A 23,050-nucleotide genomic window follows, 5' to 3' on the forward strand; every position below is an offset into this window, starting at 1 on the left:
ATGACTTATCCCTACCCTTCTCTTCCCTTTCCCAGAGTCGGCAACCCTTTGGGATGGCTCGGCCTGGTTTTGAACTCAATTTTCAGATCCGCCCTGAAGTGGCCGCGCCGCTGGCTCAACAGCATTGAAATTCGGGGATCCCGGCAGGCCCGTTGGATTTGCCGTTTGATCCCGGCTTCCTGTCCCTTTGAGCGGGATATCCGACTGGGATCCCGCACCGTCCACATTCCGGCCCTCTGTCGCATCAACCCCCTCTACGAGGAGATCATCGCCCTGCGGCTACGGGCGGCGGCTTATCTGGCCGAAGCTGCGGCTCAACCCCAGCCCCCCTCTTCTCAGGAGATCCCATCATGCCTTTGATCAGCCGGACTAAAGTGGCGGAGCTGCTCAACGAGACCGCCTGCGAGCACAACCACAAGAAAGACGGCAAAGGCAAAAACAAAGTCTGTGCCGAGCAAGCCAAGCCAGGAGGAGCGCAGGGAGGCTGTGCCTTTGACGGGGCTTCGATTGCCCTGGTGCCGATCGCCGATGCCGCCCATCTAGTACATGGGCCAATCGCCTGCAGCGGCAACTCTTGGGGGACGCGGGGCAGCCTCTCTTCTGGCCCCCAGCTTTATCGGGTGGGCTTCACCACCGATCTGAGCGAGAACGAGATCATCTTCGGTGGGGAGGAGAAGCTGTTCCAGGCCATCCTTGACTTGCAGGCCAAATACCAGCCTGCCGCCATTTTTGTCTATCTCACTTGTGTAACTGCCCTCATTGGCGACGATGTGGAGGCCGTGTGTCAGCGGGCCAGCCGCCAGCTTGGGATCCCGGTCATTCCGGTGAATGCGCCCGGCTTTGTGGGCAGCAAAAACCTAGGCAACCGTCTGGCCGGAGAAGCCCTGCTGGACTATGTTATCGGCACCGCCTCCCCGGAGTACACCACTCCCCGCGACATTAACCTCATCGGCGAGTACAACATTGCCGGCGAGCTGTGGGATGTCTTGCCTCTGTTTGACGAGCTGGGGATCCGCATCTTGGCCAAGATCACCGGCGATGGCCGCTACCGCGAGATCTGTACCGCCCACCGGGCCAAGCTGAACGTCCTCATCTGCGCCAAAGCCCTGCTCAATGTGGGCCGCAAGATGCAGGAGCGCTACGGGATCCCCTACATTGAGGCTTCCTTTTACGGGCTGCAGGAGATGAACCACTGCCTACGGGCCATTGCCCAAGGGCTGAAGGATCCCGAACTGCAGGAGCGTACCGAGGCCCTCATCGAGCGGGAAACTCGCGCCACCGAGGCGGCTTTGGCCCCCTACCGGCAGCGGCTGGCGGGCAAACGAGTTGTCCTTTATACCGGCGGCGTGAAAAGTTGGTCGATCATCTCTGCTGCCCGAGATCTGGGGATGCAGGTAACGGCCACCAGCACCCGCAAAAGCACCGAAGAAGACAAAGCCCGCATCCGCGAGCTGCTCGGCCAGGATGGCATTCTCTTGGACAAGGGCAGCCCTCAAGAGCTGCTCAAGGTGGTGGAGCGCACGAAAGCGGACTTGCTCATCGCCGGCGGACGCAACCAGTACACCGCCCTCAAGGCCCGCATCCCCTTTCTGGACATCAACCAGGAGCGGCACCATGCCTATGCCGGCTATCGCGGCCTGGTGAACTTGGCGCGGGAGATCGATGCCGCCCTCCACAGCCCCATCTGGGAGCAGTTGCGACGGCCTGCCCCCTGGGAGACTCCAGCCGAAGAGGAGGTGGGATGATGGCCCAGCTCATCCAAGAACGCAAGCCTCTCAGCGTCAACCCCCTCAAACTCAGCGCTCCGCTGGGAGCGGCCCTGGCCTTTCTGGGGATCAAGGGCTGTCTGCCGCTCTTCCACGGTTCCCAAGGCTGTACGGCCTTTGCCAAAGCGCTGCTGGTACGTCATTTCCGCGAGGCCATTCCCATGTCCACCACTGCCATGTCCGAAGTGGACACCATCTTGGGGGGGGAGGAGAATGTCGAAGCTGCCATCCTCACCTTGGTGGAGAAGGCCCAGCCGGAGCTGATTGGTCTTCTGACCACCGGCCTCACGGAAACCCGCGGGGACGATATGCCGCGCATCCTGCGGGAGCTGCGCCGACGCCAGCCGCAATTGCAGGATCTGCCCATCGTCTTGGCCTCTACGCCTGACTTTAAAGGATCCCTGCAAGACGGCTATGCCATCGCCGTCAACAGCTTGGTCAGCACCCTGCCGGAATCGCCGTCGGGATCCGTCCACCCTGCTCAGGTAACGGTGCTGTGCGGGCCTGCCCTCACCCCCGCCGATGCCCAGGAGATCAAGGAAATGGTGGAAGCTTTTGGCCTGGAGCCAATCTTGGTGCCGGATCTCTCAGGCTCCCTAGATGGCCACTTGGGCACTGGCTTTAGGGCAACCCCGGACGGCGGCACCAGCCTCGAGCAACTGCGGCAGCTGGGGCGATCCGGCCTCACCTTGGCCATTGGGGAGAGCATGCGCCCTGCCGCTCAGATCCTGGCCCAGCGCTTTGGCACCCCCTATCGGGTTTTCCCCCACCTGACCGGTCTCAAGGCTGTGGATCCCTTTTTGGCAACCTTGGCCGACTACAGCCAACAGCCGGTGCCCCTGCGCTACCGCCGCCAGCGCAGCCAAGTCCAGGATGCCCTCCTGGATTGCCACTTTTTCTTCGGCAACCAGCGGATTGCCTTGGCCCTAGAAGCCGATCTGCTCTGGGGGTGGGTGGACTGGCTGCTGGATATGGGCTGTCAGATCCAGGCGGCCATCAGTCCCACACCGGATCCCCACTTGAGCACCCTTCCCATTGAGGCGGTGCGGGTGGGAGATCTGGGGGATCTGGAGGAGCTAGCACCCGGGGCTGACCTGCTGGTGGGCAACTCCCACGTGGCGCGCCTGGGCAAGCGGCTGGGGATCCCAGTGCATCGGATGGGGATCCCCATCTTCGACCGGCTGGGGGCCAACCACCTCTGTCAGGTGGGCTATCGCGGCACCCTATCCCAACTGTTTGCTGTCGGCAACCTGCTGATGGAGCAGGAGGAAGCCCGTCACCCCAGCCCACCCCAGGTTTCTGGGCATGGATTCTAAGGGATCCAGAGCTTCGAAGGGCAGCCCAAGTGCCCCTAGCTCCCCCAAACCCTCAAGTTCACGTTTCTAAGGAGAACCCTCATGCAAGTGGCCTTTACAACCCGCGACGGCAAGCACGTCAACGCCCACTTTGGTTGGGCCAACCAGATCGACCTCTACGAAGTCACCCCCGAAGGCTACCGCTTCTGCAAAACCCTTACCTTTGGGGGCAACTTGGAGGCAGACGGCAACGAGGACAAACTGGTGCCCAAGCTACAGGCTTTGGCCGATGTCACCCTCATCTACGTTGCCGCCATCGGCAGCAGTGCCGCCGCCCGCCTGATCAACCGCCGCATCACCCCCATCAAAGTGCAGTCGGAGGAAGAATCCATCGAGAGCTTGTTGCAGCGCCTGGTATCCACCCTGCACAACCCTCCCCCCTGGCTGCGCAAAGTGCTCTTGGCCGAGCGCGCCCGCAAAGCCGAAGCCCCAAATCCCTCTACTTCCCCTGCGGAGGTTTAGCCATGACGGTTACCCCTCTTTCCCCCTCGACCAGCCCCATCTTGCAAGAGATCGTTCGCCAGATGCGGGCGGCGGATCCCTACGGCACCTACCGCGCCTGGAGGGATGAGTTGCTGCTCAAGCCCTTTGTCGTCACCAAAGCCCAGAAGCGCCAAATATCCCTGGAAGGGGAGGTGGATCCGGCAGTGCGGAGCCGCATCCTCATCTACTACCGCGCCATTGCCGCCCTGATCGAAAAGGAGACGGGCCTCCTGGCTCAGGTGGTGCTGGATCTCAACAGTGAAGGTTTTGGTTGGGTGCTGGTCTTCTCGGGGCGGCTGTTGTTGGTGGTCAACACCCTGCGAGACGCCCATCGCTTCGGTTTCGAGTCTCTCGAACAGCTCACTGAAAAAGCTACTGCCCTTATCGACAAAGGGATCCAACTGGCCCGAACCTACCCCGAGGTGGGCCGGCTGTAGCCGCCTGCCTCCCCTTTTGTCTGTGCAGCAATTTCTTTAGCCATCAGGAGTGCCTTGCCCATGTTGAATGAGAGGGATGTTGAAAATGTTGTGAACGACCTGGCTTTCGAGCCCTTCGAACACCTCTCTGCCGACCAGCTCCGCAGCGAGATCAAGCGCCTAAACAGCAAAGCAGGCCAACTGAAAATGGATCTGCACGATCTGGCCGAGGGGCTACCCGACGGGTTCGAGCGACTCCCCGACTTGGCAGCCCGCACCTATGCCCTGTTTGCCCGGCTGCACACCCTCAGACAACGCTTGAAAACCCTGGAGACCTGCCGATGAGTTGGAACCACAACCGCCGTTGGAAAGACTTCCAAGCCCTGATCAATGCCGAAGATTATTTCGCTTTTTTCGAGCTCCCCTACGATCCGCGGGTGGTCAACGTGAATCGCCTGCATATCTTACGCAAATTTGCTCAGTATCTGGCTCCTCTGGAGCACTTCCAGGGCAGCGAAGAAGAGCGATTGGAGCAAGCCCGGCAAGCGCTGGAAAAAGCGTACCAAACCTTTCTCACCTCTACTCCGCAGCAGGAGAAGCTATTCCGAGTCTTTCAAGACTACGGTTGTCCAGATGCTGTCGGCGGCTGTGCCGGCTGCAGCTCTTTGGGAGAGCGGGGCGAATGCAGCCCTGGGATCCCTGCCTAAGCTCCCTTGTTTACCCCTCGTCAACTCTCTGGAGATCTCATCATGGCTACCTACACAGTTCACTTGGTTAACCCAAAACGACGGCTCGACACCTATATCTCAGTAGATGAAGATTCAACCATCCTAGAAGCGGCTGAGGATCAAGATGTGGACTTGCCCTCTTCCTGCCGCTCCGGTAGTTGTTCCTCTTGCGTGGCCAAAGTGGTAGAAGGAGAAGTCGATCAATCGGAGCAAACCTTTCTGGATGAGGAGCAAATAGCCAAAGGATTTGTGCTGCTCTGCGTGGCTAAACCTCGCTCCAATTGTACGATTCGCACTCACCAGGAAGCTTACTTGTTTTGATAGACGGCTGCTCTCCAGTTGCTCGCCGCTAGGCTTAAGCAGCCTTTTTTCTATTTTTTTCTAGAATTAGGGATCCCTATATGTTGGCACCGCCCACCGTCCCTAAGATCTCAATAACCATATCTCCTCTCCAACTCATGAAGGTTGGAGAAGAAGGTCGCATCTACCAACTGCGCGGATCCGAAGCTGCTTGCGCCCAATTGCAGCAAATGGGTCTCACTCCAGGTACCTATCTCCAGGTTATCCAACGTCACCCTGAGTGGATCCTACTCCTACCCAGTGGCCAACTTTCCCTTCCTGCTCATTTAGCTAAACCCATCTGGGTTTACATGGATCCCCGTTGCACCCTAGCGCCTCCCCAAGAACCGAATAAGAAAACAATCTTAAATTTGCCAAGAGCCTTCTAAAATGTAGTCTATTTACCCAATTTTTAACTTGCAATGAGAGACACTCAAGGTAAGCACATCTCTTCATAATCTATCTTGATTTGGGAGCAAAGCTATGAACACCTGTTTGCTACACCTGGGCTCCATCCTTAAAGCTGCTGAAGAGCTTAGCCTTGTGGAAAAGCCATTTCCCAAGTTGCAACACATTCAACTCTGCACAGGGCTCAGCCCAGAAGAAATCGTGCGGGCGCTGGAGCTAGAACCCAATCCCTTGGGTTGGCATCTAGAGCCAAGCCACAACCTTGCCGATGAATCGACGTATTGGGTGGGCGGACGACCTTGTGTCGGCTTGGTTATTGAGCGTTTTGCCTGACACTTGCTGCAGTTCGGATCCCTAAAAGGCTCTCAAGGGGGGAGGAGTAGCCTGCAAAGCCATCTCAAAAGTTCACTGCAAACATTAGAAGTTAAGAGAAAACAAAGCTTTCCAGAAGGTTCACCCTAGACCAAATCTCCCTGGCCTGCCGGGGATCTTTTGAGGTATCGTTCAATCCAGTTCACGAATTGAGCTTAGGAAACAGACCTTAAACTAAGGTCTCTCGCCGGGCTGACACGGCTTTGCGAGGAAGGTCTCCATGGCCGGGTTTAGGGTTTTGCAGATGCGATAGCAGGCGTGAACAAAGGAGAGCTACAGGGAAACGTTATGGAGTTTGAGGGCTATGGCTTATCAAATCTCAGGGGATTGTATCGGTTGCCACGCTTGCGTAGATAGCTGTCCTACAAAAGCTATCGTTGTCCAGGATGGGGAATACTGGATTAATCCTCTGTTGTGCAACGACTGCGAAGGTTTCTTCCCAGAACCTCAGTGCGTTAGCCTGTGTCCCGGTTCTGCCCCGCAGCCTTATGAAGCCATGAAGGGGCGCAACCGCACGGTCACGGCCCGCATTCGCAGCAGTCCACCTCTATTTTTGAACGGCCATAGCCAGGCTTTTGCTTCGTCAATTGTGGTCTGGGAAGCTTGCAATTTCCTATCTCAATTTCAATCTCTCAATCTGCAAAAGCAGGGAGATAACCAGGTTTGCTATCAGAAATCTGTTGGCCACAACCAGGGATCTCTGACCCTAACTCTATGTTTGGACGGGATCCCACAAAGTGCTCCGATCGATGTGCGAACTGCCTGTTTGCATCTTATTTTTGCTGCCTATGCCGCCGGGTTGGATAGCCCCTGGAAGGAATCCTTTGTTTTCACCGACTCACAATTGGAGTCCTATTTGGGCTGGGATAAACGTAAAGATCTGAGCAAGATGACCCGTCTCCACCTGTTCATGACCTGGATAGAGCAGCTCTGTCGGATTCAAGTCTCCATCGATTGGCCGGATCAGGGGCGGGTGAAGGGGTTTTCGGTACCGGCTGGCCCTCTGTGGAGGCTGCTCAAGATGCATCGCCACTTTCAAAAAGATGAGCAGGGCTGCAACCATCTGGTGGGCCTGACTTGGGCGATTCAGCCCGGCGAATGGACACGGTACTTTCTCAATCGACAAGGGTGCCGCCAGGGGCAAGCCTTTTATCAGTACAGCAGCCTGCCCCTATCCCTGCTGCAGGCCGTGATGAGCCATTGGCAACACCATGAAGGAGCCATGCGCCTGCTGCTGTGGCTGTTGTTCAAAGTGAGGATGGGGCGGCAACAGCGTCTGACGGTGCCCACCCTGATGCGAGTGGCCTACGGGGAAGAGCGACTGCAGGAAGCTTATCTCAATCTCCAAGAACGCAAACGGCTGGTGCGCACCTTTGAAAGCGATCTGGAGGTTCTCAACCACTACGGCCTCAAGCCGGAGTTCGATCCCCTCACCTATCCTTCTTCCATTCAACCCCTGTGGGCTCGCCTGGAAGCTGTGCCCGAGGATGCGGACGAGGCATTGAACTTTTGGATTGAAGATGCCAACAACGGTGGCTTGCTGACGGCTGCCGGGCCGCGGGGCAAGTGGGGACTCTTGATGCAGGCTCGCATTCAACGATTTCATCTGCCCTCCGACTGGCATCGTCGAGTAGTTCAAGAAGCCAGATCCCCAACCCGAGAATCGGGATCTCGGCGGCAGCGTAGGGCAAAGTCTGCGCCTGTTGCAACAGACTCGGATCTCCCTGGCCCTCCCGAAAACCCAAAAGACTTCCCCTCAAGCAAAGCTTTGCGTGGAGCGGATATCTCGGCGGCACGCCAGCAAAAGGGAATCAGCCAGCGGGAATTGGCCCAGAGGCTGGGGCGCAGCCAGAGCTGGGTGCGGGATGTAGAGAATGGGCGGCTTCAGATCAGCCTAAACGATCGCCAGCGCCTTATCAAAGCCCTGTATTTGGATCCCAGGCAACAGCAAGTCTAGGCCAGTCACTCAATTTGCTAATCCACCACTAATCCACGGCGATGACCACATCTGAGGCTTTAATGGCAGCATACGCTTCTTTTCCAACTGCTATACCCAACCGTTCGGCAGAGTGCTTAGAAATAATGGCTGTTATTTCTATGCCTGGTGCAACTTCCAGAACAATTTCGGCATTGACCATGCCCACCTGGAAGCTTTTTACAGTTCCTTTAAAAAAGTTGCGAGTGCTGATTTGCATGACTTCTCCTTTGTTGAACAAGCAGAGCAACAGGGGTGTTGACCGAACTGAACAAGAGAGGAGCTTGCCGGATGGTCATTCAACACCGGTTTCAATACTATCAGATGCTTATCGTTGCCTCTGGGGAGGAAGGGCTGCCAATAGTCTAGATTATGTATCCTGAAGATACAAACTGCAACCTCTAATGGTCAAAGTACCGAGCGATTGGTGGATTTTCCTGTTCTGAAAGTCGTCACGGGTCAAAGAAGAATGGCTATGAAACGAAGAACTGCAATGTTATTCCTGGGGATCCTAGCCGCTCTGGCTTTGAGGTGGGGGTCGGCTCCCGGCTTGGCGCAATCTCAGCCCATTTTGGTGGGGGCTGCGGTGAGCTTGCAACCGGCTTTAACGGAAATCGACCGGTTGTTCACCGCCCGCTATCCCGACATCAAGGTTGAGTACAACTTCGCCAATTCCGGCTCTCTCCAGCAACAGGTGGAGCAGGGGGCTCCTTTGGACGTGGTATTTTTCGCAGCCGCCTCTTTTATGGACGCCCTTGCCAAGCAAAACCTGCTGGTGGAGGGATCCCGGCGAGATCTTCTCAGCAACCGCATGGCTTTAATTGTGCCTGCCAATGCCAGAACCAAGGTTCAGGATTTTGCCGACTTGGTGGCGGAAGAGATCCGGGTTCTGTCCATTGGGGATCTGCAGGCCATGCCCGCTGGACGCTATGCCCAGGAAATTCTCACGCAAGCAGGGGTGTTTGAGACGCTGCGGCCCAAGATGGTGTTTGCCAGCACGGTGCGGGAAATTTTGACGGCGGTGGAGCAGGGCAATGCTGACGCTGGGATCCTGTTTACCTCGGATGCTCAGCTTTCAAATCGGGTGCGGGTGGTGGCTACGGCGGATCCCATTACACCGATTGTCTACCCGGTGGCATTGGTGCGCGATACTCCCGCCGGACAGTCTTACTTGGAGTTTTTAACCTCAGGGGAAGCGGCAGAGGTGTTTGTGAAGTACGGCTTTATCCGCCTGTAAGGGATCCCTCTGCAATTGCCCAGATGAGCGACTACGACCTATCCCCGCTTTGGATCTCCCTACGGATTGCCGGCTTGGCCACGGGCATCACCTTTGGGGTGGGGACGCTGGCGGCTTACGGGATGTTGCACTACCGAGGTCGCTGGCGCTCTCTCATCGAGGCCCTCTTGTTGGCGCCGCTGGTGTTGCCGCCCACCATGGTGGGCTTCCTGTTGCTGCTGCTGTTTGGCCGGCGAACCCTTCTGGGACAACTTTTGGCCTCGCTGAACTTGTCGGTCATCTTCACCTGGTATGCCGGGGTGATCACGGCAGCGGTGGTGGCCCTGCCCCTGATGTACCGCACGGCCCTGGGAGCTTTCCAGCAGATCGACCCGACGCTGGTGGCGGCAGCCCGCACCCTGGGAGCAAGTAGGGCCAAGATTTTTACGCGGGTGCTGATCCCACTGGCCTTGCCAGGGATCCTAGCGGGGGTTACCCTCAGTTTTGCTCGCGCTCTGGGGGAGTTTGGCGCCACCTTGATGCTGGCAGGCAATATCCCGGGCCGCACGCAAACCCTGTCCATGGCCATCTTCTTTGCCGTTCAGGCGGGGGATATGCGGGGGGCGGCCATCAGCTCGGCCCTGGTCTTGGGGTTGTCCTTGGGGGTGATGACGGCAGTTAACCTTTGGTTTCAGCGACAGCCTCTGCAGCAGCTTCCCCCTCGCCCCCTGCGGGTTCTGGCCAGAAGGGATCTGGATTTCTCAACTCCGGCCCCCCGCCTCTGGGTGGACATTGACAAGAAGCTGCCCCAATTTGAGCTGCAGGCGCAACTGAGCTGCGACGGGCGGCCATTAGGACTGCTGGGGGCCTCTGGATCCGGCAAAAGCCTACTTTTGCGCTGCATTGCCGGGATCGAAACCCCGGATGGTGGGCGCATTTTGCTCAACGAGCGGGCGTTGTTTGACGCCGAACAGGGGATCCGGCTGCCCCCCGCTCAGCGACGGGTAGGGGTGATCTTCCAGAACTACGCTCTGTTTCCCCATCTCACCGTCGCCCAGAACATCGCTTTTGGGATCCCTGCGGGCTTGAGCGAGGCCGAAAAACAAGAGCGGATCCAGGCCCAGCTGCGGTTGGTCAAGCTGAAGGGCTGGGAAAACCGCTATCCCACGGAGCTCTCCGGAGGACAGCAGCAGCGGGTGGCCCTGGCGCGAGCCTTGGCTTCTGAGCCGGAGATCTTGCTGCTGGATGAGCCTTTTTCTGCTTTGGATGCCCACCTGCGCAGCCAACTGGAGCAGGAGATGGGGGAAATCCTAGCGGGCTACAAGGGAGTCACGCTTTTGGTAACCCACAACATTGAGGAAGCCTTCCGCCTCTGCGGGGATCTGGCTGTAATGGAGCAGGGGCGAATCATTGCCCAGGGGGACAAGCGTCAGCTATTTGAGGCTCCCCCCTGCCTTAGTGTGGCGCAACTGACGGGTTGCAAAAACATCTCGCGGGCCAAGCTCCTGGGCCCTCAACGGGTGCTGGCCTTGGATTGGGGCTGTGAGCTGCAGGTACAGGGATCCCCAGCGGGAGAATACATCGCCATCCGCGCCCACCACCTCACCTTCAGGCCCGACGGGAAGCTGCCCAACACGTTTCCCGCTTGGCTGGTGAAGTGGAGCGAGACCCCCCACCGACTGACTCTCTTCTTTAGGCTGGGCGGTCCTCCTGCCCACCGCCAGGACTATCACCTGCAAGCTGAGGTGTGGCGGGAGCGCTGGCGCGAGGTGGAGACTTGGGGATCCCCCTGGTGGCTACAGTTGGATCCCCGGCATCTGAGGGTGTTTTGAGTCTGGAGCCCAGGAGTCAGGTGGGCTCGCCCAAGCGGTAGCCCCGCGGGGTAATCAGCCGCTCCCCATGGCGAAAGGTCTGGGAGTTGCCGATAAAGACCAGGGTGAGCATGTCCACCTCCTCTGGATCCAGCTCCCCCAGGGTGGTAAGGCGGAGAGTTTCGCCAGGGCGGTAGAGGTTGCGGGCCAAAGCCACAGGGGTATGGGCGGGCCGGGCCTGCAAAAAGATCTGCAGAGCCTTGAGGAAGGGATCCACCCGCTGCCGGGAGCGGGGGTTGTAGAGGGCCACCACAAAATCGGCAGCTGCAGCCGCCTGAAGGCGTTTTGCAATCACTGGCCAGGGGGTAAGAAGATCCGAGAGGGAAATGGCGCAGAAGTCGTGCATCAGCGGAGCCCCCAGCCGGGCAGCAGCCGCCTGGAAGGCAGAGATCCCCGGCAGCACCTCCAGAGAAGGGCGGATCCCATCCCAGCCAGAGCGGACCAAGCACTCCAGCACCAAGCCCGCCATGCCGTAAATGCCGGCATCCCCCGAAGAAATCACCGCCACCTTCAGCCCCTGCTGCGCCCAAGCAATCGCCCGTTCGGCTCGCTGCAGCTCTTGGGTAATGGGAGAGGCCTCCCGGATTTGGCCGGGGTGCAAAAGGGGATCCACCAGATCCAGATAAAGCTGGTAGCCAACAACCACATCGGCCTGAGTTAAAGCCATACGGGCAGCCAAAGTCAATTGACCCAGATCCCCAGGACCAGTGCCGATGAGCCAGAGGTGGCCGCTGCGAGGGGAATACTCCTGCGCCGCGCGGGCAATGGCCAGGGTGCAGGCCCCTTCGGTTTCTGACGTGAAGACCTGCTTGGGGCAGAGAAGAGTTGCCTTCCCCTCCGCAACGCAAGAGGGCCTCTCAAAAGCTCGGTCACCTCTTCCCCAGATCTGAGCCGCCAAAAGAGCAGCCGCCTCCGCTACCGAGGGAGTGCCCACCGCCTGCCGCACCGCCTCCGAAGGGTGGGGAACCGGGATCCCGGCCAAAGCCTCTGCCGGGAAAAACTCAATGGGCCAGCCGTGGGCCTGAGCCAGCTCCAAAAGACCCGGCTCGTCTTGCTTGAGCTCTAGGGTGGCCAAGCCGGCAATGGCCTCAAAAGCCAGCCCATGGGCCTGCAACAGGCGGCGCAGGGATCCCTCTAGCCAAGCGCGGGTGGTGCCCCGCTCGCAGCCCACCCCCACCCACAGCACCCGCGGATGCCAGTGCACTGTCGGGATCCCCGTGGGAGGGGAGAGGTATTCCCCAATCCAGATCTGGGCAACGGGATGGGGAGGAGAGGAGGCCACTAGGGGATGATCTGCCGGCCAAGCTTGTCGCCAAAGCCGCGTGCCGCAGGTCTGGTGAACGGCCACCGGCTCTCCCCGCGTCAAGGCGGCTGCCACCCCGTTCCAATCTCCAGCGCCCCGCCGCCAGCCGTAGGGATCCCCCAGCAAATCCAAAGGCGGGATCCCCAGCCCCTCGGAAGCAGAGGTGAGAACCGGCTGGGCTCCCAAGGTAGCGGCCACCTGCCGCGCCAGGGCATCGGCCCCCCCCACATGTCCCCCGCACAGGCTAATAGCCCAGCGACCGGCTTCGTCCACCACCACCACCGCTGGATCCCGCTGCTTGTCCTGCAAGAGGGGGGCAATGAGCCGCACCACCGACCCTGCGGCCAAGATGAAGAGACAGCCCTGCACCTGGGGCCAGGTTTGGGCAACGGCTTCTGCTAGGGAGCCTGGCGCTGTGGGATCCTTGGGATCCCCGTAAGCCTGCCAGGGGGAGGGCAGCCCCTGCGGGTCAGCTTTGCTCCAGCAGCTCACCTCCTTGCCTAGGAGGGGGATCAGAGAGTTGGCCAACCGGCGGGCGCGCGGGCTGGGGGCAAACAGAGCAAGCTTCATCGAGCGTGGGCCAAGGCCAGGATTCTCCCCGGATCCTATACTGGACATAGAGCCACCCGCGAAGGGACAAGTGCCGATGGTCATCCCACCTGGACTGATGCTGCCCCTAATCCCCCTGGAGGTTTTGCTCTCCACGAAGGGGCTGATGTTTTTGCTGCTATCGGCCTATGGGGGGGCCATGTGGACATTCTTAAGCGGCGCTCCCCGCGTCCACACCATCATCGTGCCGGACTTGGAGCAGGCCAGAGGGTTTTACGAGAAGGTGTTGAAACTGCCGGAAGCGGAGCTGCCCCTGCAGTACTACTACGGCTACGAGCAGAGCATGGTCGGCTACAGCCTAGGATCCGCTTACTTTCCAGGGGATATTGGCCTCAGTCCCCGCTTCGATGCCAAAGCCCGTCCCACCTCTGGGCCCACCCAATTGGATACCCCCGGACTTTGGTACCAACTCTCCGACAATGTTCAATTGCACGTGATCCCTGGCTCTACAGATCCCTATGCGGGGTCCGGTTCCTACGGCAACGCCTCTAGGCCTAGCTCCTCATCTGCTTCTGCTTACGGGACTGTACCGGCAGCGGGCCGCAGCAGCGGCGTTCGCTATCGCCATGTCAGCTATGAGCGGGAGTCCCTTAAGGCCCTTCTGAAGCGAATCAACAAACAAGGGATCCGCAACAGCATTCGCTCCGAGAAGCCCTTCGTCTTTTGGGTGCGGGATCACCAGGGTCAGATTATCGAATTTGCCGAACTGAAAGGCTGACGGGATCCCCTAAGATTGTTAAAAGAAAGCCAAAAGTCGGCGGTGGGGGGATGCCAACGATGAAACGGGTGCTGCTGCTGGTGCTGTGTTTGCTGTGGCTCGGGGTGTGGGGCGCCCAGCCGGCCGTGGCTCTGTCGCGGGCCAAGGACAATCCGGTGGTGAGCGTGCAATCCCCAGCCAAGGACTTCATCACCACCGAGTCGGGATTGCAATACTACGATATTGCTCAAGGCAGTGGGCCTTCGCCTCAGCCGGGGCAAACGGTGGTGGTCAACTACGTGGGCAAGCTACAGGATGGCACCATCTTCGATAGCTCCTACAGGCGCAATCAGCCTTTTGTCTTCACCTACGGAGTAGGGCAGGTGATCCGTGGCTGGGAGGAAGGGCTGGCCACCATGCGAGTGGGGGGCAAGCGCTACTTGCGCATTCCGCCGGAGTTGGCCTATGGCAGCCGCGGGGCAGGCGGGGTGATCCCCCCCAACGCCACCCTGGACTTTGAAGTGGAGCTCCTGGCCATCCAGTAGATTCAGATCTTGCAGAGACCGAATATCCAAGCGGCATTGGGCTTGTGCAGGAACTCCCTTCCCCGGAACTGTCTTCTTCTTGGCGGCCCAGTTCTCTGGCAGCAGATCCTGCCCTAGAAAAAGCTCGCCTGCGCCAGCACTTTCGCCAGCTACGGCAGAGGTTGGACAGATCCCTTATCAGCCAGAAGATCGTGGCTCATTTGGCCTCTTGCCCCCAACTTTTGGCCGCCAAAACCATCCTGGCCTATGTGGCCTTCGGCTCCGAGGTGGACTTGGGATCCCTGTTTGCCCTTTTTCCAGAGAAGCAGTGGGGGATCCCCCGTTGTCTGCCGCGGCGGCAAATGCAGTGGCACCGCTACCAGCCGGCTGAGCTTGTCCCCAACTGCTGGGGCTTGCTGGAGCCTTCTCCCGGCAGCACAGTTATCGACCCTGGCAAGGCGGATTTGATCCTGGTGCCCGCTCTGGCCTGCGATCGTTGGGGAAGGCGTTTGGGCTATGGCGGCGGCTATTACGACCGCTTTTTGGCCGCTTTGCCGGATCCCAGTGTGCCCAAGTGGGGCATCCTCCCCCAAGCCTGCTTGCTGGAGCAGCCCCTGCCTCAGGATCCTTGGGATCAGCGCCTGGATGGGATCCAAACCGAGGAGAGGTTCTACGAGACGGGGATCCCCTAGACTAAAGAGGGTGGGCCTTGGAGGAAAAACGATGAGCCAAGTTTGGAAGCCGGCGCAGTGGCTAACCCAAAAGCTGCGTCTTGTCTGCATGAGCTTTGGCTGTGTGGCATTGGCGGTGCTCTTGATGGGCTTTGGGGCGATCCCCCTGCAACTGAAGGATCTCCACGTCACCCCCTGTCCCGATACCCCCGAATACACCAACCTGGTGACCAGTAACGGCAACCCCATACCGGCCAGGTGCCTGTTCGTCGAAGGCACAGTGGTCAACCGCTCCAAAAATACCCTGCTGAACGCGGATGTCTTCGGTCGGCTTTACGATGCCAACGGCAACGAGGTTCTGCCGGAGCGTACCCGCCTGGGGGCCATTGCAGAAGTTCCTCCCGGCGAGAGCCCTTTTTCAATTCGCATCTCCGTGCCGGTGACCAGCCCCCTGCCCCTCACCCTGGAGCAATTCAAAGCCAGCGGCTTCAGCGGCACCGTGCGTCGTTAACGTCTAAAGCTGGCGGCTGAACTCCACCTGGGTGGGGCGCTCAGGCAAATGGAGTTGCGCAACCACAGGCGGCGTTTGGGCGATCAGCCGGCCCCGGCGGAAGACATACAGGCAAGCCGGTTTCAGGCGAATGGCTTCGACGGCATCAGCAGCCTGGAGCACCACCAGATCGGCATAGCAGCCGGGTTCCAGGCCGTAGCCTTCCAACCCCAGAATGCGGGCCGGGTTTTCTGTTACCGCCAAAAAACACTGGCGCATCTGCTCATAGCCAGTCAGTTGGGCGGCGTGGATGGCCATGTGGGCCACCTCCAGCATGTTGCCGCTGCCCAAAGGGTACCAGGGATCCATCACACAGTCATGACCAAAGGCCACCGTCAAGCCTGCGGCCATCAGCTCGGGCACCCGGGTCAGCCCCCGTCGCTTGGGGTAGGTGTCGTGGCGACCTTGGATGACCATATTGACCAGCGGGTTGGCGATCACCCCCAGCTCTGCCTCGGCCATCAGGGGGATCAGTTTGCTGACGTAGTAGTTGTCCATCGAGTGCATGGAAGTTAGATGGGATCCGGCTACCCGCCCCTGCAAGCCCAGCCGCAGCGTTTCGTAGGCCAAGGTTTCCACATGGCGCGAAAGCGGATCGTCGGTCTCGTCGCAGTGCAGATCCACCCGCAGACCCCGCGCTGCTGCAATTTCACATAGGGCCCGCACCGAAGCTGCTCCCTCGGCCATCGTCCGCTCGAAGTGGGGGATCCCGCCCACCACCTCCACCCCCAAATCCAGAGCCTTCTCCAGAAGCTGCACCGCCCCTGGCGAGCGATAGTAGCCATCCTGAGGAAAGGCCACCAGTTGCAAATCCAAGTAGGGAGCCACTTTTTGCTTGACTTCCAGCAGCGCCCGCACCGCCAACAGGTTGGGATCGCACACATCCACATGAGTGCGGATGGCCAGGATCCCACGCGCCACTGCCCAGTCGCAATAGGTCAAGGCCCGCTCCATCACCGCCTCGGGGGTCAACAGCGGCTTCAACTCCCCCCAGAGGGCGATCCCTTCTAGCAAGGTGCCCGACTGGTTGACGCGCGGGATCCCATAGGTGAGGGTGGCATCCATGTGAAAGTGGGCATCCACGAAGGGGGGCGACACCAAGCGGTTGCTGACATCAATTTCTTGGGGGGCAGTGGCTTGTAAGTTGCTTTCCAGAGCCACAATGCGATCCCCCTGGATACCGATATCGATTCCCTTGCGGCCATCCGGCAAATTGGCCCGGCGCAAAATGAGATCCATATGTTGTGGCTATTTGTTTGAACTTAGGATGGAAAGAAGCAACTACAGTTGACTGAATGATAGGCCAAATCAGATAAAGATGTCTTAAATTACCTCAAAGCCCGAATTTAGGAAACCAGTTGATTGGGTTATTGCTCACTTTATAAAAGAGGGCTGTAGTCCCCAACAGCATCCGGTTGTGCAAGATATCAACCAAGTAGTCAGAGGGATAATCTATCGAGAGCTGATTTGAGAGGACTTGGCCCTTACATCCATTCCAACCGTCAGCGAAACTTCGTTGTCCATTACAAACAAGCTCCTTCTCAAAAAATTGTATTTCAGGATACATATTTTCAGGGATCTCCCCCTTAGGGTAAGCCGAGCAGTAACCCGATCTCGAACTAACCTCAACAGAAGCGACTATGGCACGTTTAGAACTCTCCCGGCGGGACTTCTGCCTGCGTTCTGGGGCTTTCGTGGCTGGCTTGATGGGGAGCCGCTGGTTGGTTCGCGATGCCACGGTGGCTCAAGGAACCAAGCTGAAAGTGGCTGGGGTTTATACGGTTCCCATTGAGCAGCAGTGGGTGAGCCGGATCCATAAAGCGTTGATGGCTGCCCAGAAGCGGGGGGATATTGACTACACCTGGTCAGAGTCAGTTTCCAACACCGACTACCCACGGGTGCTGCGTCAGTATGCCGAGAGCGGCGTCCAACTGCTGGTGGGTGAGGTCTTCGGGGTGGAGCGGGAAGCGCGGGAAGTAGCCAAAGACTATCCCAAAGTCAGCTTTTTGATGGGATCCAGCCTCAAGCCGGATCCTGCCCTGAGCAATTTTGCCGTGTTTGACAACTACATCCACGAGCCTTCCTAAGCGGTGGCGACCCAGAACTTCTTGATATTCTCTGTGTCTCTTGTGATACACCTCAGCCACTACCTCACCAGAGGGAGAACCACGTTATCAATCCAAAGCACCGCTGGAAAAAAGTTGGCCACCTGCCTTGGGAGGATATCAACAGTTGGCTAGACAACCCTGAGAATCTCTGGGGCACTGGCGAGAGCAGCTATGCTGGGTGGAACAACCGGTTAAGTGTCGGGCGAGAAAGCGGAGTTTCTCTTTACCTTGTACCGGTCGAGCATTTGCGTCTGTTGGTTGGTTACAAGGCACCAGGATACCCGAATTCTAAGCGTAGAGTACGCGGCGAGTTTGTATACAAGGGAGTAAAATACTGCATGGATGTTACCGATCCTGTGATTGAACGGGATTTCCTAATGGGCGAAGACGGTCAATATGACATCCCCGATCCGGTGCTGTGTGTTAGCCTTAGCGATCCCTACTTGGGCTATTACTACAAGCTGATAGCGGCTGTTCTCTACTCAGGTCGACTCATATGAAATCAGAGATCTACACGATTGGTCACTCAAACCACGAGATTGATTTTTTCATAGACTTACTGCGCCAGTACAACATCACTGGTATTGGCGACGTTCGCTCACGTCCATATAGCCGTTACGTCCCTCAATATTCACAAGAAAAGTTGAAAAGTGCTTTAGCGTCAGCAGGTATTGCTTACGTCTTTCTGGGCAAAGAATTGTGAGGACGTAGCGAAAATCCGAGCTGCTATGATCAGGGTAGGATTCAGTATGAACGACTGGCAAATGAGCCAGCCTTCCTCGAAGGGATCGACCGCCTGATCCAAGGTTCTAGTCGGTATCGGATCGCACTGATGTGTGCTGAGAAAGACCCTATTGAATGTCATAGATCGTTGCTGGTGGCGCGTAAATTTTTTCAAAGTGGGATTCCGGTCAACCACATCTTGGCCAATGGCTCTTTGGAGACTCATGAGGCTCTAGAATCTCGTCTTCTTGCCCTTTGCAAACTTCCAGAGGGGGACTTGTTTAGAAGTCGGGAAGAGTTTATAGCCGAAGCCTATCTCATTCAAGGCAGGCGTGTCGCCTATCGAGATGAGAAAATGTCAAAAAATGATGAGCGGAGCGCGAGGCCATGAAGATATTTACGATAGGGTTTATGAAGAAAAGTGCAGAGCAATTTTTTAATCGCTTAAAACAGCCTGGTCTGGTTCAAGTTGTTGATACTCGACTTAATAACACCTCACAACTAGCGGGATTCACGAAAAAGAGGGATCTAGAGTTTTTTCTTCACGAGATCTGCAAGCTTGGATATGTTCATTTGCCGGAACTTGCACCAACTCAAGAGATTCTCGATGCTTACAAAGCCAGTGGTGAATGGTCTAACTACGAGAGACAGTTTTTGTCGCTGATGGCCGAGCGTCGCATTGAAGATCAAGTGGATAAAAGTATTCTCGATGGAGGATGTCTGCTTTGTAGTGAAGCTACACCTGAGCACTGTCATCGTAGGCTGGTTGCTGAATATTTGCGCAGAAAATGGGATGATGTTGAAATCGTGCATCTATGATAACTGAGAGCTGGCACTACGGATTTTTCCGATTTATGCAGCTACTCCGAGTTGCAGCAGGATTCCGGCAACACGGAGCGAAAGGGATCCCTGACTGCCCAACCGATTTGGAAACTCTCTCACCGACAGCAAGCTCAATACAGGGATCCCCGCTTGGGCAGATCCAACACTGGGCCAGTGTTTGCCACCGTTGCTTTTGGATCCCAAGTTCCTGCTGTCAGCTAGCGTGTATGGTAGATGAAAGCTTGTTTTTGGGTCTTTCCCCGTCCCTATGCCCAGGGCTAGCACCTCTTGCCATCAGACCGACCCCCGCTTCAGCTCTGCTATCGCTACGCGAGGCTTTCGCGAACAGGCCAAAGGGTTAAAGCCCCACCAACAAAAGCAACTGCAACGGCTTTACCAACTGCGCCTACCCCCCAACCGCCTGGTGACGGTGGAGTTTGCCCAACGGCTGGGATCCCTGACCCAAGAGTTGGAAGGCCGGCCCATCAGCGTTTACCTCAACCGGCGCGGCCAGGTGATCCGCGTAGGGGTGGGATCCCCTTTTGAAACCCAGATTCCTGCTTGGGAATTGCCCCGCCAGGGGGCCGAGCGCCTATCCGGGATCCGCTGCATCACCACCCAAATGGGGGAGGGGGGCCCCGGTCAAAAAGCGCTGACGGCCATGGCCCTGCAGCGTTTGGATGCCCTCATCACCCTTTCCGTGTCCAAGTCAGGAGGGCACCGACGCCGGGGAGGAGCGGCTACGGGCTTTGTTCACCGGGCCTATCTGGCCCATCTGCTGCCGGAGGGAGAGCGCCGTTGGCAGGTTTCTGAGCCTTTGCCTTTGGGGATCCTGGCAGAACAGGATCTGCAGGAGCTGGTGGCGGAGCTGGAGGATGGGTTTCGGCGCCAGTTGACCGCCCGCCAGGTGGATCTGGATCAGGATCGGGCCATCCTGGTGGGGCTGCAGGAGTCCGGGCAGAGCTACGAGGATCTCATGGATGGGTTGGCGGAGCTGAGCCGCCTGGTGGAGAGTGCCGGCGGACAGGTGCTGCAAGCCCTCTGGCAGAGGCGGGAAGGCCCCAATTCGGCCACGGTAATCGGATCCGGTAAGGTGCAAGAGCTGGCTCTGCTGGTCCAGGATCTGGGCGCTAACTTGGTGGTGTTCGACCGGGAACTTACCCCCAGCCAGGTGCGCACCCTGGAAGAGGCCCTGGGAGTGCGGGTGGTGGATCGCAGCGAGGTGATCCTGGATATTTTTGCCCAGCGGGCCAGAACCCGGGCCGGAAAATTGCAGGTGGAGCTGGCCCAACTGCAGTATTTGCTGCCTCGCTTGGCCGGTCGAGGGCGCACCATGTCTCGGCTAGGTGGGGGCATCGGCACCCGTGGCCCGGGGGAAACCCAACTGGAAATGGAGCGGCGGGCCATCCAGCGGCGCATCGGCAAGCTGCGGCAAGAGGTGGAAGAGCTGCGCCGCCACCGCCAGCGGCTGCGCCAACGGCGCGAGGCATCCCAAATTCCCGTGGTGGCCCTGGTGGGCTACACCAACGCCGGCAAATCCACCCTCCTCAATGCCCTCACCCATGCCCAGGTCTACGTGGCCGACCAACTCTTTGCCACCTTGGATCCCACCACGCGGCGGCTGGAGCTGCCCGACCAGCAGGCGGTGCTGTTGACCGACACAGTGGGATTCCTAACCGAATTACCAGACCAACTGGTGGATGCCTTTCAAGCCACCCTGGAAGAGGTGACGGAAGCGGATGCCCTGCTGCATGTGGTGGATCTGTCTCACCCCAACTGGGAGGGGCAAATCGAGGCGGTGGAAACATTGCTGGACGAGATGCCCTTGGCCACCGGCCCCCGGCAACTGGTGTTTAACAAAATCGACCGCCTGGATCCCGAATGGGTAGAGGATGTGCGCCTGCTCTACCCCAAAGCCCTGTTTGTTTCCGCCACCACCGGCCAAAACCTGGATCAGTTGCGCCACACCCTGGCCCAATTTGCTGCAGTTCTAAGCCCCAACCCCTTCGATAGTCAGGAACCCAAGGATCCCTAAAAGCATTCCATAAGGATTTCCAAACCTGCATAGCTCATCTTCATCCGCCGTCAACATAAACATTCAGTTACATTGAGATCAGGATTGTGACCCGACTTAAAGTTAGGGAGAGAACATGGCCACCACTGCAGTTGCACCTCAAGTCGCACCTCGCCTGGCCCAACCCCATCTGACGCTGCAAACTCTGCCTATCGGGGCCGACACCCTTGCCATTCGCTCCCAAGATTGGGATCGGGATCGATTTGACATCGAATTTGCTCTGGAAAATGGCACCACCTACAACTCCTTCTTGATTCGCGGCGAGAAGGTGGCCCTCATCGACACCTCTCACGAGAAGTTTCGCCAGTTGTACCTGGATTGCCTGCAAGGGATCCTAGATCCTGCCCAGATCGACTACCTGGTGGTCAGCCACACCGAGCCAGATCACAGCGGCCTAGTCGGTGATCTGCTGGAGCTGGCGCCCCAGATGACGGTGGTGGCCTCCAAGGTGGCGGTGCAATTTCTGGAAGATCTGGTGCATCGGCCCTTCCGGCGGCTGGTGGTGAAACAGGGAGATCGCTTGGATCTGGGCAAGGGGCATGTCCTGGAATTTATCTCTGCCCCCAACTTGCACTGGCCCGACACCATCCTCACCTACGACCACGGCACCCAGATCCTTTACACCTGCGACGTGTTTGGGATGCACTACTGCGACGACTTTGCCTGGGACGAACATCCCCACCTGTTGCAGGCCGACTTCAAGCTCTACTACGACTGCCTCATGGGGCCCAACGCCCGCTCGGTGTTGTCCGCCCTGAAGCGCATGGAAGCCTTGCCTCCCATCGCTGCCATTGCTACCGGCCACGGCCCCCTACTGCGCCATCACCTGTCCGACTGGGTGGAGCACTACCGCACCTGGAGCCTGGAGCAGGCCAAAGCTGAACGGATGGTGGCAGTGTTCTACCTGTCGGGATATGGCAAGGCGGAAGCGTTGGCCCAGGCCATTGCCCGCGGGATCCAAAAAACCGGCATCCAGGTGGAGCTGGCAGATTTGCGGCTGGTGGATGCCCACGAGGTGCGGGAGCTGATGAGCTTGGCCGCCGGTGTGGTGATAGGCATGCCGCCCCAATCAGGGCCTGAGGCCGCCACCACTCAAGTGCTGCTGAAAACCCTGCTGGCCTCTGCCCACAGCAAGCAGGGCTTTGGCCTGTTCGAGTCAGGGGGAGAAGACGACGAGTCGGTGTACCTCTGCCGCAACACCCTGCAGGAGATCGGCGCCAAAGAGGTGTTTGCCCCCATTCTGCTCAAGCAGCCTGCTGGCGAGGCCCTGCTGCAACTGGCCGAAGAAGCAGGTACCGATCTGGGGCAGTGGCTGACGCGGGATCGCAGCATTCAGCAGATGAAAGCCTTGGATGCCGACCTGGATCGCGCCCTGGGCCGCATTAGCAATGGCCTCTACATCATCACTGCCCGCAAAGGGCAAGCCACCAGCGCCATGCTCGCCTCCTGGGTAGCCCAAGCCAGCACCGATCCGCCAGGGATCAGCATTGCGGTGGCCAAGGATCGGGCCATCGAATCCTTCCTGCAGGTGGGAGATACCTTCGTGTTAAACGTGCTGCAAGAAGGCCATTACCAACCCTTGATGCGCCACTTCCTGAAGCGATTTCCACCGGGAGCCGACCGCTTTGCCGGGATCAAGACCTACCCTGCTGCCAACGGATCCCCCATCTTGGCCGATGCTTTGGCCTACCTGGAGTGCCGCGTGGTGAGCCGCCTGGAAACCAGCGATCACTGGGTGGTGTACAGCACCTTGGAAGCCGGTCGGGTCTCCAGCCCAGAGGGCCTCACCGCCATCCACCACCGCAAGGTAGGGAATCATTACTAGGTTGTGTTGATCTTTCATTTGAGCCAAAAGAGAGCACTGACGAGATAGAGAAAACTCAAGAAGTTCCTGGCCAATTTGTCAAAACGAGAAAATAGATGCCGGTACTGCTTCAACTTATGAAAAAAAGCATTCGATTAAATGCCTTTCTTTATATAAATGCTTGTCATAATACCGCTGCGTCTTTCTATTCCTTTTAGGCGGAATAACCGCTTGAG

At 58.2% G+C, this 23,050-nt stretch carries 24 protein-coding genes and 3 pseudogenes; 23 read left to right on the top strand and 4 right to left on the bottom strand.

Annotation, left to right across the window (positions count from 1 at the left end; translation table 11 throughout):
• From ACVW0B_RS10140 to ACVW0B_RS10190, 11 genes are all read left to right on the top strand, one after another.
• Positions 1-360, top strand: a complete 360-nt coding sequence (locus ACVW0B_RS10140; protein WP_414342051.1) for a Mo-dependent nitrogenase C-terminal domain-containing protein — start codon at positions 1-3, stop codon at positions 358-360.
• Positions 351-1,745: a nitrogenase iron-molybdenum cofactor biosynthesis protein NifE gene (gene nifE, locus ACVW0B_RS10145; RefSeq protein WP_011432073.1), complete on the top strand. Its 1,395-nt coding sequence runs from the start codon at positions 351-353 to the stop codon at positions 1,743-1,745. The genes ACVW0B_RS10140 and nifE overlap by 10 nt, the downstream gene beginning before the upstream one ends.
• Entirely contained in the window at positions 1,745-3,082 is a 1,338-nt protein-coding gene (gene nifN, locus ACVW0B_RS10150; protein ID WP_457491612.1) for a nitrogenase iron-molybdenum cofactor biosynthesis protein NifN, read from the top strand. The genes nifE and nifN overlap by 1 nt, the downstream gene beginning before the upstream one ends.
• 81 nt (positions 3,083-3,163) lie before the next feature.
• Positions 3,164-3,583 carry a nitrogen fixation protein NifX gene (gene nifX, locus ACVW0B_RS10155; RefSeq protein ID WP_011430663.1) on the top strand — a complete coding sequence of 140 codons (420 nt, stop codon included), beginning with the start codon at positions 3,164-3,166 and terminating at the stop codon, positions 3,581-3,583.
• Between the two features lie 2 nt (positions 3,584-3,585).
• Positions 3,586-4,041: a NifX-associated nitrogen fixation protein gene (locus tag ACVW0B_RS10160; RefSeq protein ID WP_457491603.1), complete on the top strand. Its 456-nt coding sequence runs from the start codon at positions 3,586-3,588 to the stop codon at positions 4,039-4,041.
• A gap of 60 nt (positions 4,042-4,101) precedes the next feature.
• Positions 4,102-4,365: a CCE_0567 family metalloprotein gene (locus ACVW0B_RS10165; RefSeq protein WP_099813097.1), complete on the top strand. Its 264-nt coding sequence runs from the start codon at positions 4,102-4,104 to the stop codon at positions 4,363-4,365.
• Positions 4,362-4,727 (top strand): nitrogenase-stabilizing/protective protein NifW, encoded by a 366-nt coding sequence (nifW, locus tag ACVW0B_RS10170; protein ID WP_457444051.1) that lies wholly within the window; start codon positions 4,362-4,364, stop codon positions 4,725-4,727. The genes ACVW0B_RS10165 and nifW overlap by 4 nt, the downstream gene beginning before the upstream one ends.
• Positions 4,728-4,769: 42 nt before the next feature.
• Entirely contained in the window at positions 4,770-5,069 is a 300-nt protein-coding gene (locus tag ACVW0B_RS10175; protein ID WP_011432068.1) for a 2Fe-2S iron-sulfur cluster-binding protein, read from the top strand.
• A 137-nt stretch (positions 5,070-5,206) separates the two neighbouring features.
• Complete coding sequence (locus ACVW0B_RS10180) at positions 5,207-5,476, top strand: ferrous iron transport protein A (protein ID WP_414390678.1); 270 nt, start codon at positions 5,207-5,209, stop codon at positions 5,474-5,476.
• 94 nt (positions 5,477-5,570) lie between these two features.
• Positions 5,571-5,828, top strand: coding sequence for a hypothetical protein (locus ACVW0B_RS10185; protein ID WP_011432066.1), 258 nt, complete (start codon positions 5,571-5,573; stop codon positions 5,826-5,828).
• A gap of 343 nt (positions 5,829-6,171) precedes the next feature.
• Positions 6,172-7,824 carry a helix-turn-helix domain-containing protein gene (locus ACVW0B_RS10190; RefSeq protein ID WP_414419367.1) on the top strand — a complete coding sequence of 551 codons (1,653 nt, stop codon included), beginning with the start codon at positions 6,172-6,174 and terminating at the stop codon, positions 7,822-7,824.
• A 28-nt stretch (positions 7,825-7,852) separates the two neighbouring features.
• On the opposite strand, the gene ACVW0B_RS10195 is transcribed toward ACVW0B_RS10190, so the two are convergent.
• Positions 7,853-8,062, bottom strand: coding sequence for a TOBE domain-containing protein (locus tag ACVW0B_RS10195; protein ID WP_011430671.1), 210 nt, complete (start codon positions 8,060-8,062; stop codon positions 7,853-7,855).
• Between the two features lie 255 nt (positions 8,063-8,317).
• Between ACVW0B_RS10195 and modA the strand changes: the two genes are divergently transcribed.
• Together modA and modB are read left to right on the top strand one after the other, a co-directional pair.
• Positions 8,318-9,079 (top strand): molybdate ABC transporter substrate-binding protein, encoded by a 762-nt coding sequence (modA, locus tag ACVW0B_RS10200; protein WP_457491604.1) that lies wholly within the window; start codon positions 8,318-8,320, stop codon positions 9,077-9,079.
• A 23-nt stretch (positions 9,080-9,102) separates the two neighbouring features.
• The gene (modB, locus tag ACVW0B_RS10205) at positions 9,103-10,890 is read left to right on the top strand and encodes a molybdate ABC transporter permease subunit (protein ID WP_457491605.1); all 1,788 of its coding nucleotides are present in this window, start codon (positions 9,103-9,105) and stop codon (positions 10,888-10,890) included.
• A 16-nt stretch (positions 10,891-10,906) separates the two neighbouring features.
• Here the strand turns inward: modB and cobJ are convergent, their stop codons facing one another.
• Positions 10,907-12,802 (bottom strand): precorrin-3B C(17)-methyltransferase, encoded by a 1,896-nt coding sequence (gene cobJ, locus ACVW0B_RS10210; protein WP_457491606.1) that lies wholly within the window; start codon positions 12,800-12,802, stop codon positions 10,907-10,909.
• 76 nt (positions 12,803-12,878) lie between these two features.
• On the opposite strand from cobJ, the gene ACVW0B_RS10215 reads away from it, so the two are divergent.
• From ACVW0B_RS10215 to ACVW0B_RS10230, 4 genes are read left to right on the top strand one after another with little or no spacing between them, the layout of a single operon-like run.
• Entirely contained in the window at positions 12,879-13,559 is a 681-nt protein-coding gene (locus ACVW0B_RS10215) for a VOC family protein (RefSeq protein ID WP_011432060.1), read from the top strand.
• A 59-nt stretch (positions 13,560-13,618) separates the two neighbouring features.
• Positions 13,619-14,083 (top strand): FKBP-type peptidyl-prolyl cis-trans isomerase, encoded by a 465-nt coding sequence (locus ACVW0B_RS10220; protein WP_457491607.1) that lies wholly within the window; start codon positions 13,619-13,621, stop codon positions 14,081-14,083.
• 44 nt (positions 14,084-14,127) lie between these two features.
• Positions 14,128-14,754, top strand: coding sequence for a 5-formyltetrahydrofolate cyclo-ligase (locus tag ACVW0B_RS10225; protein ID WP_414427761.1), 627 nt, complete (start codon positions 14,128-14,130; stop codon positions 14,752-14,754).
• 31 nt (positions 14,755-14,785) lie between these two features.
• The gene (locus ACVW0B_RS10230; RefSeq protein ID WP_457398282.1) at positions 14,786-15,244 is read left to right on the top strand and encodes an FxLYD domain-containing protein; all 459 of its coding nucleotides are present in this window, start codon (positions 14,786-14,788) and stop codon (positions 15,242-15,244) included.
• Positions 15,245-15,247: 3 nt separating this feature from the next.
• Here ACVW0B_RS10230 and ACVW0B_RS10235 read toward each other — a convergent pair whose 3' ends face one another.
• The gene (locus ACVW0B_RS10235; RefSeq protein ID WP_457491608.1) at positions 15,248-16,522 is read right to left on the bottom strand and encodes an amidohydrolase family protein; all 1,275 of its coding nucleotides are present in this window, start codon (positions 16,520-16,522) and stop codon (positions 15,248-15,250) included.
• Positions 16,523-16,923: 401 nt separating this feature from the next.
• On the opposite strand from ACVW0B_RS10235, the pseudogene ACVW0B_RS10240 reads away from it, so the two are divergent.
• The 6 genes and pseudogenes from ACVW0B_RS10240 to ACVW0B_RS10265 form a co-directional block, all read left to right on the top strand.
• Positions 16,924-17,367 (top strand): annotated as a pseudogene (locus tag ACVW0B_RS10240) (BMP family ABC transporter substrate-binding protein); the annotation flags it as partial.
• A gap of 29 nt (positions 17,368-17,396) precedes the next feature.
• Positions 17,397-17,891: a dual OB domain-containing protein gene (locus ACVW0B_RS10245; RefSeq protein WP_414342098.1), complete on the top strand. Its 495-nt coding sequence runs from the start codon at positions 17,397-17,399 to the stop codon at positions 17,889-17,891.
• Positions 17,888-18,505: pseudogene (locus ACVW0B_RS10250) on the top strand (DUF488 domain-containing protein). Before ACVW0B_RS10245 ends, ACVW0B_RS10250 begins: the two are co-directional and overlap by 4 nt.
• Positions 18,502-18,933: a DUF488 domain-containing protein gene (locus ACVW0B_RS10255; protein WP_457491609.1), complete on the top strand. Its 432-nt coding sequence runs from the start codon at positions 18,502-18,504 to the stop codon at positions 18,931-18,933. Before ACVW0B_RS10250 ends, ACVW0B_RS10255 begins: the two are co-directional and overlap by 4 nt.
• Before the next feature lie 271 nt (positions 18,934-19,204).
• Positions 19,205-20,971 carry a GTPase HflX gene (gene hflX / locus ACVW0B_RS10260; RefSeq protein ID WP_457491610.1) on the top strand — a complete coding sequence of 589 codons (1,767 nt, stop codon included), beginning with the start codon at positions 19,205-19,207 and terminating at the stop codon, positions 20,969-20,971.
• A 115-nt stretch (positions 20,972-21,086) separates the two neighbouring features.
• Positions 21,087-22,835 (top strand): diflavin flavoprotein, encoded by a 1,749-nt coding sequence (locus ACVW0B_RS10265; RefSeq protein WP_457491611.1) that lies wholly within the window; start codon positions 21,087-21,089, stop codon positions 22,833-22,835.
• Positions 22,836-22,849: 14 nt separating this feature from the next.
• On the opposite strand, the pseudogene ACVW0B_RS10270 reads toward ACVW0B_RS10265, so the two are convergent.
• Positions 22,850-23,050: pseudogene (locus ACVW0B_RS10270) on the bottom strand (IS5-like element ISSoc13 family transposase); the annotation flags it as partial.

The sequence above is a fragment of the Thermostichus sp. MS-CIW-23 genome (genome assembly GCF_054059455.1).

What these genes read in the sequence shown, in the direction of transcription:
- ACVW0B_RS10140 (WP_414342051.1), top strand. Translation starts at nt 1, where the DNA reads ATGACTTATCCCTACCCTTCTCTTCCCTTTCCCAGAGTCGGCAACCCT.
- nifE (WP_011432073.1), top strand. Translation starts at nt 351, where the DNA reads ATGCCTTTGATCAGCCGGACTAAAGTGGCGGAGCTGCTCAACGAGACC.
- nifN (WP_457491612.1), top strand. Translation starts at nt 1,745, where the DNA reads ATGGCCCAGCTCATCCAAGAACGCAAGCCTCTCAGCGTCAACCCCCTC.
- nifX (WP_011430663.1), top strand. Translation starts at nt 3,164, where the DNA reads ATGCAAGTGGCCTTTACAACCCGCGACGGCAAGCACGTCAACGCCCAC.
- ACVW0B_RS10160 (WP_457491603.1), top strand. Translation starts at nt 3,586, where the DNA reads ATGACGGTTACCCCTCTTTCCCCCTCGACCAGCCCCATCTTGCAAGAG.
- ACVW0B_RS10165 (WP_099813097.1), top strand. Translation starts at nt 4,102, where the DNA reads ATGTTGAATGAGAGGGATGTTGAAAATGTTGTGAACGACCTGGCTTTC.
- nifW (WP_457444051.1), top strand. Translation starts at nt 4,362, where the DNA reads ATGAGTTGGAACCACAACCGCCGTTGGAAAGACTTCCAAGCCCTGATC.
- ACVW0B_RS10175 (WP_011432068.1), top strand. Translation starts at nt 4,770, where the DNA reads ATGGCTACCTACACAGTTCACTTGGTTAACCCAAAACGACGGCTCGAC.
- ACVW0B_RS10180 (WP_414390678.1), top strand. Translation starts at nt 5,207, where the DNA reads ATGAAGGTTGGAGAAGAAGGTCGCATCTACCAACTGCGCGGATCCGAA.
- ACVW0B_RS10185 (WP_011432066.1), top strand. Translation starts at nt 5,571, where the DNA reads ATGAACACCTGTTTGCTACACCTGGGCTCCATCCTTAAAGCTGCTGAA.
- ACVW0B_RS10190 (WP_414419367.1), top strand. Translation starts at nt 6,172, where the DNA reads ATGGCTTATCAAATCTCAGGGGATTGTATCGGTTGCCACGCTTGCGTA.
- ACVW0B_RS10195 (WP_011430671.1), bottom strand. Translation starts at nt 8,062, where the DNA reads ATGCAAATCAGCACTCGCAACTTTTTTAAAGGAACTGTAAAAAGCTTC.
- modA (WP_457491604.1), top strand. Translation starts at nt 8,318, where the DNA reads ATGAAACGAAGAACTGCAATGTTATTCCTGGGGATCCTAGCCGCTCTG.
- modB (WP_457491605.1), top strand. Translation starts at nt 9,103, where the DNA reads ATGAGCGACTACGACCTATCCCCGCTTTGGATCTCCCTACGGATTGCC.
- cobJ (WP_457491606.1), bottom strand. Translation starts at nt 12,802, where the DNA reads ATGAAGCTTGCTCTGTTTGCCCCCAGCCCGCGCGCCCGCCGGTTGGCC.
- ACVW0B_RS10215 (WP_011432060.1), top strand. Translation starts at nt 12,879, where the DNA reads ATGGTCATCCCACCTGGACTGATGCTGCCCCTAATCCCCCTGGAGGTT.
- ACVW0B_RS10220 (WP_457491607.1), top strand. Translation starts at nt 13,619, where the DNA reads ATGAAACGGGTGCTGCTGCTGGTGCTGTGTTTGCTGTGGCTCGGGGTG.
- ACVW0B_RS10230 (WP_457398282.1), top strand. Translation starts at nt 14,786, where the DNA reads ATGAGCCAAGTTTGGAAGCCGGCGCAGTGGCTAACCCAAAAGCTGCGT.
- ACVW0B_RS10235 (WP_457491608.1), bottom strand. Translation starts at nt 16,522, where the DNA reads ATGGATCTCATTTTGCGCCGGGCCAATTTGCCGGATGGCCGCAAGGGA.
- ACVW0B_RS10255 (WP_457491609.1), top strand. Translation starts at nt 18,502, where the DNA reads ATGAAGATATTTACGATAGGGTTTATGAAGAAAAGTGCAGAGCAATTT.
- hflX (WP_457491610.1), top strand. Translation starts at nt 19,205, where the DNA reads ATGCCCAGGGCTAGCACCTCTTGCCATCAGACCGACCCCCGCTTCAGC.
- ACVW0B_RS10265 (WP_457491611.1), top strand. Translation starts at nt 21,087, where the DNA reads ATGGCCACCACTGCAGTTGCACCTCAAGTCGCACCTCGCCTGGCCCAA.